At 59.2% G+C, this 14344-nt stretch carries 12 protein-coding genes; 6 read left to right on the top strand and 6 right to left on the bottom strand.

Going from position 1 to position 14344, the window contains the following annotated elements:
- Positions 1 to 140 precede the first annotated feature (140 nt).
- Positions 141 to 2312: a catalase/peroxidase HPI gene (katG, locus tag Q666_RS48050; protein WP_023000032.1), complete on the bottom strand. Its 2172-nt coding sequence runs from the start codon at positions 2310 to 2312 to the stop codon at positions 141 to 143.
- 251 nt (positions 2313 to 2563) lie between these two features.
- Between katG and Q666_RS48045 the strand changes: the two genes are divergently transcribed.
- Positions 2564 to 3487 carry a LysR substrate-binding domain-containing protein gene (locus Q666_RS48045; RefSeq protein ID WP_031268978.1) on the top strand — a complete coding sequence of 308 codons (924 nt, stop codon included), beginning with the start codon at positions 2564 to 2566 and terminating at the stop codon, positions 3485 to 3487.
- A gap of 21 nt (positions 3488 to 3508) precedes the next feature.
- Here the strand turns inward: Q666_RS48045 and Q666_RS48040 are convergent, their stop codons facing one another.
- The 3 genes from Q666_RS48040 to Q666_RS66210 form a co-directional block, all read right to left on the bottom strand.
- Complete coding sequence (locus Q666_RS48040) at positions 3509 to 4687, bottom strand: MFS transporter (protein WP_023000030.1); 1179 nt, start codon at positions 4685 to 4687, stop codon at positions 3509 to 3511.
- A gap of 137 nt (positions 4688 to 4824) precedes the next feature.
- Complete coding sequence (locus Q666_RS48035) at positions 4825 to 5490, bottom strand: class I SAM-dependent methyltransferase (protein ID WP_023000029.1); 666 nt, start codon at positions 5488 to 5490, stop codon at positions 4825 to 4827.
- A 144-nt stretch (positions 5491 to 5634) separates the two neighbouring features.
- A complete protein-coding gene (locus Q666_RS66210) occupies positions 5635 to 5781 on the bottom strand; it encodes a hypothetical protein (protein ID WP_023000028.1) in 147 nt (48 codons plus the stop codon).
- 85 nt (positions 5782 to 5866) lie between these two features.
- On the opposite strand from Q666_RS66210, the gene Q666_RS48030 reads away from it, so the two are divergent.
- Positions 5867 to 6772, top strand: a complete 906-nt coding sequence (locus Q666_RS48030; protein WP_023000027.1) for a LysR family transcriptional regulator — start codon at positions 5867 to 5869, stop codon at positions 6770 to 6772.
- 91 nt (positions 6773 to 6863) lie between these two features.
- On the opposite strand, the gene Q666_RS48025 is transcribed toward Q666_RS48030, so the two are convergent.
- Complete coding sequence (locus Q666_RS48025) at positions 6864 to 8498, bottom strand: hypothetical protein (RefSeq protein WP_023000026.1); 1635 nt, start codon at positions 8496 to 8498, stop codon at positions 6864 to 6866.
- Positions 8499 to 8723: 225 nt separating this feature from the next.
- A complete protein-coding gene (locus Q666_RS48020) occupies positions 8724 to 9632 on the bottom strand; it encodes a phospholipase (protein ID WP_031268976.1) in 909 nt (302 codons plus the stop codon).
- Positions 9633 to 10219: 587 nt separating this feature from the next.
- On the opposite strand from Q666_RS48020, the gene Q666_RS48015 reads away from it, so the two are divergent.
- From Q666_RS48015 to Q666_RS48000, 4 genes are all read left to right on the top strand, one after another.
- Positions 10220 to 10924 carry a ParA family protein gene (locus Q666_RS48015; RefSeq protein ID WP_035908315.1) on the top strand — a complete coding sequence of 235 codons (705 nt, stop codon included), beginning with the start codon at positions 10220 to 10222 and terminating at the stop codon, positions 10922 to 10924.
- A gap of 250 nt (positions 10925 to 11174) precedes the next feature.
- Positions 11175 to 12131, top strand: coding sequence for an HlyD family efflux transporter periplasmic adaptor subunit (locus tag Q666_RS48010; RefSeq protein WP_023000023.1), 957 nt, complete (start codon positions 11175 to 11177; stop codon positions 12129 to 12131).
- Positions 12128 to 13066 (top strand): ABC transporter ATP-binding protein, encoded by a 939-nt coding sequence (locus Q666_RS48005; RefSeq protein ID WP_023000022.1) that lies wholly within the window; start codon positions 12128 to 12130, stop codon positions 13064 to 13066. Before Q666_RS48010 ends, Q666_RS48005 begins: the two co-directional genes overlap by 4 nt.
- Entirely contained in the window at positions 13063 to 14211 is a 1149-nt protein-coding gene (locus tag Q666_RS48000) for an ABC transporter permease (protein ID WP_023000021.1), read from the top strand. The genes Q666_RS48005 and Q666_RS48000 overlap by 4 nt, the downstream gene beginning before the upstream one ends.
- The last annotated feature ends 133 nt before the right edge of the window (positions 14212 to 14344 follow it).

Genomic DNA, 14344 nt, shown 5'->3' with positions numbered 1-14344 from the left:
CAAGGAGATAAGGGTTAGTGCTGACGAAAATGATCTGCTGCAGCGCAAAATCAGCACCGGACGGAAACCCCGCCCAAAGAAAACGGCGCCCCGGGAAACCCCGGCGCGCCGCCATCTGTCTCAAATTGCAGATACCGTCCTTAGATCAGGTCGAACCGGTCTGCGTTCATGACCTTGGTCCAGGCTTCAACGAAGTCCTTCACGAACTTCTCGTTGTTGTCGTCCTGAGCGTAGACTTCCGCATAGGCTCGCAGGATGGAATTGGAGCCGAAGACCAGGTCTGCGCTGGTCGCGGTCCACTTCAACGTGCCCAGCTGACGGTCGCGCACTTCGTAGGTACCGTCGGCAACCGGGTGCCAGCTGTTGGCCATGTCGGTCAGGTTGACGAAGAAGTCCGTGGTCAGGGCACCTTCACGGTCGGTGAAGACACCATGCTTGGAACCACCGTAGTTGGTCCCCAGCACGCGCAGGCCGCCCACCAGGACAGTCATTTCACGCGCGGTCAGGCCCAAGAGCTGTGCACGGTCGAGCATCATCTCTTCCGGGCTGACAACGTATTTCTTCTTCTGCCAGTTGCGGAAGCCGTCAGCGAGCGGCTCCAGAACTTCAAAGGACTCTGCATCCGTCTGTTCGTCGGTTGCGTCACCGCGGCCCGGAGCGAACGGAACAGAGACGTTGAAGCCACCTGCCTTGATTGCCTGTTCCACACCGAGATTGCCGGCCAGAACGATTACATCGGCAACCGAAGCACCGGTTTCGGCAGCAATCGGCTCGAGCTTGGCCAGAACCTTGGCGAGGCGTGCCGGTTCATTGCCTTCCCAGTCCTTCTGCGGCGCGAGACGGATGCGCGCCCCATTGGCACCACCACGCTTGTCGGAGCCACGGAAAGTCCGGGCGCTGTCCCATGCGGTTGCGATCATCTCTGCAGCGGTCAAGCCACTGGCGGCGATTTTCGCTTTCACGGCGTCCACATCGTAGGAGGTGGAACCAGCCGGGATCGGGTCCTGCCAGATCAGGTCTTCAGCAGGAACGTCCGGACCAAGGTAGTTGACCTTCGGGCCCATGTCGCGGTGGGTCAGCTTGAACCAGGCGCGGGCAAAGCAATCGCGGAAATAGGCTTCGTCAGCCATGAACTTCCGGCAGATCTCGTTGTAGACCGGGTCCATCTTCATGCCCATGTCGGCATCGGTCATCATCGGGTTCCGGCGGATCGACGGATCGGATGCATCAACCGGCTTCTTGTCTTCCGGCATGTTGACCGGTTCCCACTGCCAGGCACCAGCCGGGGACTTGCGCAGTTCCCAGTCGTAGTTGAACAGGTAGTCGAAGTAGCCCATGTCAAACTGGATCGGGAATTGCGTCCAGGCACCTTCGATACCGGAGGTGAACGCATTGGAAGCCTTGCCACCCTGTTCGGTGTTCGCCCAGCCGAAGCCCTGAGACTCAACACCGGCGGCTTCCGGCTCGACACCAATTCCTTCGGCAGACCGGTTGCCGTGGGCCTTGCCGACGGTGTGGCCGCCACAAGTCAATGCCGCGGTTTCCTCGTCGTTCATCGCCATGCGCTTGAAGGTTTCGCGAACATGCGCTGCGGTTCTGACCGGGTCCGGCTGGCCATTCACGCCTTCCGGGTTGACGTAGATCAGGCCCATGTGGATCGCCGCAAGCGGGTTCTCCAGGGAGGTCGCATCATCGGCGTTTTCAAAACGGTTCTCGACCGGTGCGAGCCATTCCTTTTCCGAGCCCCAGTAGACATCGGTTTCCGGACCCCAGATGTCTTCGCGGCCGAAACCGAAACCGAAGGTTTTGAAACCCATGGATTCGTAAGCCATGTTACCGGCCAGAATGATCAGGTCGGCCCAGGAAAGCGCGTTGCCGTATTTCTTCTTGACGGGCCACAGCAGACGGCGGGCCTTGTCCAGGCTGGCGTTGTCGGGCCAGGAGTTCAGCGGAGCGAACCGGATGTTGCCGGAGCCCGCGCCGCCGCGGCCGTCCTGCATGCGGTAGGAACCGGCGGAATGCCATGCCAGGCGGATCATCAGACCGCCGTAGTGACCCCAGTCAGCCGGCCACCAATCCTGGCTTTCGGTCATGAGCGCACGGACGTCGGCCTTGACTGCCTCGTGATCGAGACCCTTCACGGCTTCACGGTAGTCGAAGTCGGGGTCCATCGGATTGGTGCGTGCACCGCGCTGGTGCAGGATGTCGAGGTTCAACGCATCCGGCCACCATTTCGTTACCGGCTTGTCCATCGCCGTGTTGCCGCCGTGCATTACAGGGCAACCGCCTGTCTTTTCCACCTTAGCGTCCATAACTCTCTCCACTGTCATCTGAAACGTTCGATTATTCGGGCCGCGTGAGACGCCCGTGATATCCGCAAGGCCCGTATGAGCCCGGGACAGATCGGTTTCCTCAAATCTCCCAAAATCTCCGCGCACAAAAATCAACCGGCATCGCAAGGGGTGTTTACATGCCACCTGATCTCGTCTGTGCAGATTGACGCTAGCAAAGGCAATCGATCAGAGGAAGTTGAATTTTCTGATAAGTTCGATAAGTTATGCTTATGATCAATATCACCCTCAAACAGTTGCGCTATTTCGAGGCCCTCGCCCGGCACGGTCATTTCGGCAAGGCAGCCGAGGCCTGCGCCATTTCGCAGCCGGCGCTGTCCATGCAGATCAAGGAAATGGAGGAAGTGCTTGGCGCGAGCTTGTTCGAACGCGGGGCCAGACAAATCCGCCTGACACATTTTGGTGAAGTTGCCGCCGAGCGTGCCCGCGACATCCTGCGGGCCACCGAGGAGCTTGGTGACCTTGCCAGGGCATCACGCGAAAGGCTTGTCGGGCGGCTGCGCATCGGCGTCATTCCGACTGTCGCCCCCTATCTTCTGCCGAGCGTTGTCGGAGCATTGACCAGGAGCTATCCGGAGCTGGACATTCATGTGCGCGAGACAGTGACGCCGAACCTGATCGACGAGCTGGACGAAGGCCGCCTCGACACGGCCATTGTGGCCTTGCCGGTTTCCGAAGGCACGCTTGCCGAAACGGCCCTTTTCAGCGAGCGCTTCGTGCTGGTGCGCTCGGCGCGGGAAGCCAACGCACCAATGCCGAGCGCCGACAGCCTGCGCGAGATGCGGTTGCTTTTGTTGGAGGAAGGCCATTGTTTTCGCGATCAGGCCCTGTCCTTCTGCAACCTGCAATCCGGCCCGCCGCGCGAAGTGCTGGACGCAAGTTCCCTTTCAACGCTGGTCCAGATGGTCAGTGCGGGGATGGGTGTCACCCTGATTCCGGAAATGGCCGTTCCCGTGGAGACCCGATCCGCATCGGTGGCAATCTCTCGTTTTGAAGCCCCCGAACCCACCCGGACAATCGGCATGGTCTGGCGCAGAAGGAGCCCGCTGGCAGGCCAGCTCACCGAGATCGCTGATATCGTCAGACGGTCAGCAGAAGGACTGACGGCCTTGCGAGAACAGCCGGCTATCAGCTGATCTGCCACCCCATGCCACGTGTTACGACTGCGTGGCGGCGCGCCGGAATGTCATGACGCCCAGCACTGCCATTGCGCCGGCAAGGCCAAGCAGGACGGCCCTTGCGTCGTCTCCAGCTGCGAAGATGGCGACGATGAGGCCAGCCAGCGGCTGCGACAGATTGTTGAGGCAGATGATCACGCCGGTTGTCTTGCCGAATTCCTCCGGCGGTATGATCTCCTTTCGCAGAGTGCGTACATAGATGTTGAACATCTTGTCGAACCCGGCAATCAGCAGGAAACCTGCCGCATAGATCAGCGGATGGGCTCCAAGGCCTGTCAGCACGGCCCCCGCGCAGATCAACCCGTAAGCCGTAACGCCGAGGGTCTTCAGGCTGAGCGCGACATGTGCGGTCAGCGTCAGGACGGCAAGTGTCGCCAGGGCTCCGCCGACCTGAAGCCAGGCGTAGACCTGTTCGCTTTGGCTGAAAAAGCCCGTCATCATGGCGGCAGCCGTTGCCAGCGTCGCGCCAATGATCAGGTTGACGCCGGCGGCCTGCAGGATTGCCCGCGTCAGGCCCGGCAATGTCCAGACCAGCTTGAGCGCGTGATTGAGGTCCGCCACGGGATGGCGCGAAACACGCTTGCCAGGAGCGTCTTCCATTCGCGCCTGACCGGGCCAGAAGTAAAAGGCTAGATCGGCCAACACAAACAGGACTGTTGCCAGCACGACCACTGCCTGCCAGGGCCAGAACGCCATGAGGTAGGCGGCGACCAACGGACCGAGCACGACGCCCATTTGCGAGGCGAGCTGTCCGTAACTCGCCACTTTTTCGAAACGCTGGTCGGAGAAGGCACTTACAAGCACCATTTCCAGCGCCAGCATTCCCTGCGTCGTGAAAATGCCGACGACGGCAGAAAGCCCGATCAGCCACCAGACCCCACCAAATGCAAGCTGACCGGCGATACCGACAATACAGGCCACAGCCCGCAGGATGCGGCTGATACGCAGCAGCAGGATCGGCGAGAACCGGTCACACAGAATTCCTGCGACTGGAAATGTCAGATAGCGCGGCAAGGTTTCGAAGAAGAAGGCAAGGCCGGACCAGGCGACATCGCCGGTTATCTGGAAGATCACGAGCGGCACCAGAAACAGGAGGATCTGGTCGGCCAGAACCGTCAGGAACATGGACGCGAAAAAGGCGCGGTCGCGGACGAGCATTTGCAGCTTTCGAGGGAGCAAGTGTGGCGAGACAGATCACACCTAGCACTCAACACCCCTTATCTGCAAGTCGCCGCAACCGGCCAATTCAATCGATTTAACTTACATACGGGACGCTTCTTTTTCTGCGCCCCCCGTCAGAGCTTCCTTGCCACGACAAAGCGGCTGTAGGGTGCAGGATAGGTTCCTGTCTCGATGATTTCGAACCCTGCCGACCGGATGCCGTCTTCCAGTGTGTCGAAGGAAAAGAAACGGACAAAAGGTGCCTTGCCAACCAGTTGCATCACCTTGACGAGGGGAGCAAACAGCCACGCGCGCCTTTTCAGGCAAACGGTCTTGGAAATGTACAGCCCACCCGGTTTCAGGAGATGATGAATGCGGGACAGGGTATCCTCGGCGTTTTCCACCAGATGCAGGAAGTTGTAGGCAAGGATGGCATCGTACCCGGTTTCCCCCGGCTCGACCTTGTCGCTGAAGACATCGGCAACGGCAAACTTCAACCCTTGCGGATGAGCTTCGGTATCCGGCCCACCCTTCAATTTCGCCTGTGCAATCTCGATCATGCCGCTGGCGAAATCGGTGGCAAGATAAGACCTGACATTGCCGGCCAACAAAAGCGCCGTCGACCCTGTGCCGCAGCCCAGTTCCAGAACACTGTCCTGCGGCCCCAGATGTTCCGTCGTACGCTCCAGCGTCTTTTCGTAAGCTTCCTGGTTGCGGATTGGAGACGCAGCATATTTGCGCGCAGCCTTGCTCCAGAAACCGGCAGATGACGGCATTTCATTGGTCCATGTTGTCGCCATGGCGAATAGTCCATTTCTAACAGATAAGCGGGAACGGCAGTAACCGGTCGAACCTGGTCCGACTGCAAATATGACAGCCGGCACACAGTTATCCGTGCTTCGAAACAGCTTCGAAGCACAGGCTGCTTGAAACTCCCGTACCCGCTATTTCTTCTTCTTGCGGCCGCCGCGCAGACCGATCTGATGAAGAATGTCGCGGCCGATATCGCGGCCGCCAGTGGGTGAAGCCAGGAACTCCAGAACCGAAAGAACGATGTTTGCCAATTGGATCATCAAAGATGACGGGCTCATTGGCGTCTCCTTTCGACAAGAAATCTACTTGCTTCAGAAATGAATGAGAATTGCCGAATTCTGGCTAGTTGATATACATATTTGCATGAACTGGCAGACCATCACATTCGACTGGAACCAGGCTCGTGCGTTCCTCGTAACGGCAGAGGAAGGGTCTCTCTCCGCAGCTGCCCGGGCACTCGGACTGACCCAACCCACGCTCAGCCGGCAGGTGGCAGCGCTTGAGCAGACACTTGGCGTGACCCTGTTCGAGCGTGTGTCGAAGAGCCTGATCCTCACGGAAGCCGGGATCGAACTGGCTGATCATGTGCGTGCCATGGGCGACGCGGCCAGCCGGATATCCCTTGCGGCATCAGGCAAATCACAGCAAGTCGAAGGACTGGTCACCGTTTCCACGACGGATCTGATGGCAGCGCATCTCTTGCCCAATATTTTGCGTGAGCTGCGCAAAAAGGCACCGGGCGTGGAAGTGAAAGTGCTTTGTACCAACAGCCTGAGCGACTTGCGCCGACGCGAAGCCGATATTGCCATTCGACATGTCGAACCGGACCATCCAGACCTTTATGCCCGCAAGCTGCGCGCGGCCCCGGCCCGCATCTTTGGCGCCAGATCACTGGTTGAACAATTCGGCCGCCCCCTGACGAGGGACGATGCGCCAGATCTCGATTTTATCGGCTTCGACAACAACGAAGAGCTGGTCGGCTACCTGCGCGCCTTCGGTCTGAAGGTGACCGAGGCCAATATTCGCCTTGGCTCCCCCAGCGGTGTGGTCGCCTGGGAATTCGTCCGCCAGGGCCTCGGTCTGGCCATCATGGCGGATGAAATCGCTGCACGGTTCCCCGAGATCGTTCCCGCCTTTTCCGATATCGAACCGGTTTCGTTTCCAATCTGGCTGGTCACCCACCGCGAACTTCACACCAGCCAGAGGATACGCGTAGTGTTCGATCATCTGGCGGAAGGTTTGCTGAAGGCAAAGCTCACCAAGATATAGACGCCCGCTCCGGTCCCAGCCATGTGGCGCAGGTATCCGGTCATTTTTTAGCGGCATCCAAAACCAGTCGTTGATCTGCCCGAACTCTTCTTTACGCGGCCTTCGCCCGGCAGAGGCAGCTTGCCCGGATCGGAATGTCCGCACGCGCGATGGCCTGGTCGAGCAGAAGCTTGACGTGCGGCAGCTCCACCTTCTCCGAGCGCCTTACCAGACATTCATGCAATCCGTGCAATGCCCAGACATTGCGTGGATGCTGGCTCGGGCGCGGCAGCTTGCCGTCCAATCCGAGATCCGCGCGGTAGACCGCCTCGGCTTCCTCATATTTGCCGGCTTCCATCAGGAGCGCGCCCAAGGCATGGCGCGTTGGCTGTGGCCAGGACCACGGCTCTTCGTATTGAAGCCCGTCGTCCAGGTCGACGGCAGTGCGAAGATGGGCAAGCCCTTCTTCCTTCCGTCCAGCCTTGAAGGCCACCTCCCCCTTCATCATTTCCTCTGCAACGGCGAGGACATCCCTTGCGGTGTTGTTGAAGAGCATCCGGCTATCGGGCACCTGCGCATAAGCCGCGGTGAAATCCGCCATGGCGGACTGGGCTTCGTCATGACGACCGAGGTTGGCCAGGGCGATGGCCTTCGCGTAGTATATCAACGCGTTGGTGGTGACATAGAGTTCCTTGTCCACTGGCTGATCGAGCTCAAGGATTTCAGACCACATTCCGAACCGGATGTAGACATGCGGTGCGGCGGCCACGAAGGTTTCGAAAACGTCCGGATACGATCGAACAACTTCGTCGGGCACCTCGCCGCGCAATCGCTCGACAGCCTCCACCGCGGCGCCTTTCCTGCCAAGAAACATGGCGCCGTAGAAGGCGAAATGCAGATTGTGGATCCGGTACAGCGCATAGAAATTCGCCGGGCCAGCGTAAGCCTTGAACTTGTCGTCGACCTTGGCTGCCGCAAGATTGCGGTAGAGCACATTCTGATAGTCGCCGCACAAGACATCGATATGCGTTCCCATGTGTACAAGATGCCCGGCATCCGGAACCAGATCCTTCAGCCTGTCGCCATGGCGCAAAGCCCTTTCCGGGTGCGGCGACATTTCCATCAGGTGAATGTACATGTGCAAGAGCCCAGGATGATCCCAGGCGCCCGGCAACCTCTCAAATGCATGTTCCAGAACAGCCACGGCCTCGGTGGTGGAACCTTCAGGGTTCGGCACGCCCGTGTGGAAATCCCACAATTGCCAGGGCGTGCGGTTCATCAAGGCCTCTGCATAGATGCACGCGACATCCAGATCTTCCCTGTTGGCTTCGTAAACGGGTTTCATCGCTTCCGCGAAGCCATCGTTGAAGGGCTGATAGTTTTCGATTTCCGGATCTGTGGGATAACGCGACGCCAAGGCCTCGATCAGCGCACGCTCCACCGGCCTGGCCTCCTTCAGCGCCTTTGCGGTGGCCAGCGCTGCATGTGCGCGTGCCAGCGCAGGCCCCTTTTCCTCAGGCGTGAAGATTTCCCAGGCCTTGTTGTAATTCGGACCGATACCGTAAGCGATGCCCCAATGAGCTAACGCACAGGCCGGGTCGGCTGCCACCGCCTTTTCGAAACAGACAATCGCCTCTTCGTGATTATAGGCAAATAGCCAGACCAGACCGCGGTCAAACCAGATTTGCGCTTCCGGTATTGACGTCACGACACGCGTATAGCGGCCGAGATCAAAATACTCTGACATGATACATCCCCCCTGATACGCGACACCAACCCGAGGATCGAGGCTGGCACGCCGAAAACGGCGGTTTCGAGCCGTCTTCCAGATGATAGGCATTGGTGCCCAGAGGGTAATTTGAAATTAAAAGTGACGTAAGGGCAACCGCAAAAGCGCTTCAAGTTTGCTCAGGCGCCGTGCAGACCAATTCACACGAGCCAGTTTTGATCCTGAGCAGTGCCGAACCTTCGCCTAACCCAGCATCCAGTTGAGTATCAGGCGCCAGTCGGTCATGCGGATGGGGGTGCCGTGGGTGCCTGTATCGAACAGCGTGAACTTGATCGGATAGTTCGGAGCCCTGGTCTTGATCTGTTTGAAGAAGTTCGCCTGATCTTCCCAATTGTAGACCTGGTCGAGCGTCCCCTGCCCCATATAGATCGGCACGTTGCGCCCGAGTGCACCTGAAGACAGGAAGTTGGGATCCTTCGGTGAGCCAAGCAGCAGGATACCGGAAAGCATGCTGGCATAATTGGCGTTCTTTACCAGGTTCCAGCAGATGATGCCGCCCATGGAACCGCAGGCAACCACGACCTTGGCACGCGGCGACAGCTGCTTCTGATACTGGATCAGGGCTGCCACATCCGCCGTGCCGCGATTGTCGAAGTTCTTTATGTCGACGGTCAGGTAGGCGCCGCCGTTCCTGACCATCAGGTTCTGAACGCGGTTGAAGTTGCCACCGAACGAAACGTCGTTCATGCCCTGAAAGCGGTTGCCGCCCTGCCCGTGAATGTAGATCACGATGGCATTGGCACCGCCCTTCCAGTTGCCGGTGCCCATGAATTCGACAACCCGGCCGTTGGCTTTCAGTTCACCGCTGCCACGGCCTCGTTTTGGTTTGTAGGAGACATAGTTTCCATAGACCCTGCGTTCGTCGACTTCGTCGCGATCGCGCAGGTCTCGCTGTTTGGAATATTCAACGACGATAAAATCGCCATCATAGAGCGTTTCGGAGACCTTCTTGTATCTGAACAGCCCATCCTTGTAAGGCTTCAGGGCCTCAGCCCACGCTGACCCTGCCGTGCCCGCAAATGCCAACACCCCGCAAAGCAGAAGGTTCCGGATCAAGCAGGCCGGGCGGGAGTTGAGAAATCGGTGCAGCATGTGGCGTCCTTCAAGGCGCGGATCAAAGACATAATTCTGACCCCAAAGCATCTGGCGTTCAAATCAACGCGGACAAGTGCCCCGAATACCATGAGACAGATCAACAGCGGCAGACCACCGATTCAGGCACCCCTTCCGCACCGACAACCTACGCGGCACCCAAGGCGCATGCAATCGGTGGCGATCCAAAATCCGGCAGGATTTCTCTCCACCCCGGACAGAAGACGCACGCGGTGTTGCTGTTGCCAAATTCGCGTCATCGAGGCTGCCCATTGCGGCTGAACGCAGCTTTTCGCCAGACCCTTGCAAATAGTGCCAAGGCGTTTTGCTGGTCTTTATCCACATATCCTAACGTTTGTTGAATAAGTCTGCTGCAAATTGCGAATTTAAGGATTTGGTAACCATAAAAATCCAAGACTGCCAGACAGATAGGCCTGCAATGGGTCATCGGCGACACAAGCGGATTTGCAACGGAACACTCGGGAACCCGCTGACAGATCGCCTTCAAGGTGTTGGGGCAGCTTTCGGCATGCGCTCGCAGACGCAAGTTGCTCCAGACAATGCTCGGCAAGGTCAGGAGAAGCCAGATGCCAGTCATTTCCTTCGCAAACGCAAAGGGCGGCGCCGGAAAAACCACGGCGGCTCTGCTGCTGGCGACAGAAGTCGCAGCACGGGGAAAGCGTGTCACCATCTTTGATGCGGACCCGCAGAAATGGATCTCGAAGTGGTACGAGCTGCCACGCAAGAGCCCGGGCATCAACGTCGTCAGCGAAATTTCGCCGGCCTCCATTACAGAGCAGATCACACTCGCCGCCGAAACGTCCGACTATGTGATTGTCGATCTTGAAGGAACCGAAAACCTCATCGTCGCCAACGCACTTTCAGTGTCCGACCTTGTGGTCGTGCCGATCCAGGGGTCTTCGATGGATGCGCGCGGTGGCGCCAAGATCCTGACCCTGATCAAGAAGCTGGAAAAGATCGTCCGCCACGACATCAAGCATTGCGTGGTTCTGACCCGTACCAATGCCGCGGTGACAACGCGTGCCATGAAGGCGGTCCAGGACTTCCTTTCCGCCCAGAATATCGACGTTCTTATGACCCCGATTGTGGAACGCGCCGCGTTCCGCGATCTCTTCGAATTCGGCGGCGGCCTCTCCGGCCTCGACACATCGCTGGTCTCCGGTGTCGGCAAGGCCCGGGAAAACGCTTCGCTTTATGCTGCGGAAATCCTCGAACGGGCTATCACCGTTCCCAGGAAGCGCTGGTACAACGTGTTCAAGCGGGCGAGTTGACGGCGTTCGTTCCTGTCGTTTTTGCAAGAAAGGCTGCGGCTCAAACTGCGGCCTTTTTCGTATCGTTTGCAGAAGACCGGACCTGCGCCCTCCTGCTTGGCATGCCCGGTGTTGACGCCCGGAGTTGCCCCGAAGACGGCAGATCCGAACCGGCCTCAACCAGCCATGGCACAGGCCCGCGAAGCAGGCTATGGTGGCGGCAAGGCGATACCCTTCTTGCCGCATACCCTTGATCCATAGGGAGGAATTCATGTCTACACCCCGTCTGCGCAGTGTCCTCGCAGCCACCGTGTGCCTGTTTGCTGCCGGTTGTTACGGTGAAGACGGGAATGTTGCCCTTGGAAACCTCGAGCGAGACAGGGTCGCGCTGACCGCAACAGCAAATGAGGTTCTGGTCGAGTTGCCTGTGCCACAAGGAACCTTCGTCAAGAAGGGCACCGTGCTGGCTCAACTGGACCCGGCCGAACAGCAGGCCATCGTTGCCCAGGCGAAGGCAGAGGTGCAGAAGGCCAAGGCCAATCTCGTGAAGCTTGAAAACGGCGCCCGCGACGAGGAGATAGCAAAGGCTCGCGCGGCCGTAGCGGGTGCGAAAGCGGAGTTGGAAGATGCGCAGGCTTCGTTCGGGCGCTACGACGACCTGACCGGACGCGGCACCACAAGCCAGGCCCAGCTCGACAGTGCCAAGGCTGCGCGCGATGCAGCCGACGCGACCCTGAAAAGTGCGCAGGAACAACTGAAGGAGCTTGTCGCCGGCACAAGACCGGAAGACCTCGACATAGCCAAGGCCGAACTGGAGGCCGCCCAGGCAAGCCTCGCCACCCAGGAAAAGATCCTGTCCGATCTGACCATCACCGCCTCGCGTGATGGCACGCTCGACAACCTTCCCTGGAACCTTGGGGAACGAGTGACGGTTGGCAGTCCGGTCGTTGTGATGCTGGCCGGCGATGCACCTTATGCCCGCGTCTATGTTCCCGAACCGCACCGGGTAAAGGTCAAGCAGGGCGACAAGCTGGAGGTGCGAATTGACGGCCTCGACAAGCCGATCGAAGGCACTGTGCGCTGGATCAGCTCCGAAGCTTCCTTCACGCCCTATTACGCGCTCAATCAATCCGAGCGCGCCCGATTGATGTATGTCGCCGAAGTGCAGTTGCCCGACAGCGCCAACGACCTGCCAAACGGCGTTCCGGCCCAGGTTGTTCTGCCGTGAGTTCAAACGACGGCGACATCGTGATCCGGGCCGAGGGCCTGGTGAAAAGCTTCAAGGGGTTCCGGGCGGTCGACGGACTGGATCTGACCATCGAGCGTGGCATGATCTATGGCTTTCTCGGCCCCAACGGCTGCGGCAAGACCACGGCCATGCGCATGCTGACGGGACTTCTCACACCGACCGAAGGCACCGTCGAAGTGCTGGGGCTTTCCGTCCCCAAGGATGCCGAGACCCTGAAATACAAGATCGGCTACATGACCCAGGCCTTTTCGCTTTACGGCGATCTGACGGTTCTGGAGAACCTCAACTTCATGGCAACGATCTACGGCCTGCCATCGAAGCGGAAGAAGCAGCGCATTGCCGAGGTCATGGAGCGATATGAATTGAGCGAGCTGGGTGACCGGTTCGCAGGCAAGATGTCCGGCGGGCAACGCCAGCGCCTGGCGCTGGCTACCGCCGTTCTGCACGAACCGCAGCTTCTGTTTCTGGACGAACCGACCTCGGCCGTGGATCCGGAGTCGCGTCGCCATTTCTGGGAACAGCTGTTCGACCTGGTCGATGGCGGAACATCCATTGTCGTAACCACGCATTTCATGGACGAGGCGGAACGCTGCCACAAGATTGCAATCATGGAAGCAGGCCAGAAACGTGCTGACGGGGCACCGAAGGACCTGATGGCGGCAATGGGTGCCAATGTCGTGGAAATCGAAGGCCCCAACCTGCGCGAAATCCGCCGCCGGCTGCTGGGAACCGAAGGCATCATCACCGCCGCGCAGCTGGGTGCACGCCTGCGTGTTCTGGTGCGGGACGACATTGCCGATCCCGAAGCATTCCTGAAAAACAAGGACGAGACCAACGGTGCCACGTTGATAGAAAAGGTGCGCCCGAACCTGGAAGATGTCTTCGTGACGGCAACGGGAGAAGGCCGACAATGATCAGACCCCTTTCACGGATATCGGCCATCTTCTTCAAGGAGCTCAGCCAGCTGCGCCGGGATCGGATGACCTTCGGCATGGTCATCATGATCCCGTTGATCCAGCTGATCCTGTTCGGCTACGCCATCAACACCAACATTCGCGATATTCCCGTAGCTGTCGTCGATCACAGCCAGACCGGGCTGAGCCGGATCCTGATCCAGATGGTGGAAGCGACCCGTGTCGTAAAGGTGACCGAACGCCTGACCAGCATCGAGGAAGCGGAAACCGCGATCAAGGCCGCGCGCGTGCGCGCCGCCTTCATTCTGCCGGACGACCTCTCCCAGAGGGTCGCCCGCTCGCCCGCCGCCAACCTGGGCACGCCGCCTTCCACCGACGAGGAAACCAGCCGCCCTGTTGCCCAGTGGATCGTCGACGGCTCCGACACCATGATCGCAGGCGCCATCAAGTCGTTGCGCAACATGCCGCTGGCCGAATTGAACCGTCAGGCCCCGAACCGGTCGACGCCGACCTTCGAGGTGGCCCTGTTCTTCAACCCGGAACAGCGTACCGCCATCAACATCGTGCCCGGCCTGGTCGGCATCATCCTGACCATGACCATGATCATGTTCACATCGGCGGCAATCGTGCGCGAACGCGAGCGCGGCAACATGGAAATGCTGATCAACACACCGGTGCGGCCGATCGAGCTAATGATCGGCAAGATCATCCCCTACATCTTCATCGGCCTATTGCAGACGGTGATCATCCTCGGGCTCGGTCACCTGCTGTTCAACGTGCCTTTCGGCGACAAGATATTCGATCTCTTTGTCGGCACATTGCTCTTCATCGGAGCCAGTCTGTCACTGGGCCTGGTGCTGTCGACCATTGCCCAGAGCCAGTTGCAGGCAACCCAGATGACGGTGTTCGTGCTGCTGCCGTCCATCCTGCTGTCCGGCTTCATGTTTCCCTACGAAGGCATGCCGGTAATCGCGCAGTATATTGCCGAGGCGTTTCCGGCGACCCATTTCATGCGCATGATCAGAGGGTTCGTCCTGCGGGACGCCGGGCTGCTGGAGCTGCACCGCGACGTGCTCTGGATGTGCGGGTTCTTCGTTCTGGGCATGATCGTCGCCGCTTTCCGCTTCAAGAAACGGCTGGACTGAGGAATGTTTGGCCTGAGGCCGGTTGCTTAGCCAACTGCTGTGGTGACCTGGTTTCCTTCCCCCGCCTCCCTCCCGGCCTCATCCTGAGGAGCGCATTTCTGCGCGTCTCGAAGGATGGGCGGCATACTCAGGC

It is taken from the genome of Labrenzia sp. C1B70, assembly GCF_000475395.1.
Taxonomy (GTDB): Bacteria; Pseudomonadota; Alphaproteobacteria; order Rhizobiales; family Stappiaceae; genus Roseibium; species Roseibium algicola.
This window is presented reverse-complemented; position numbering and strand designations above follow the sequence as displayed.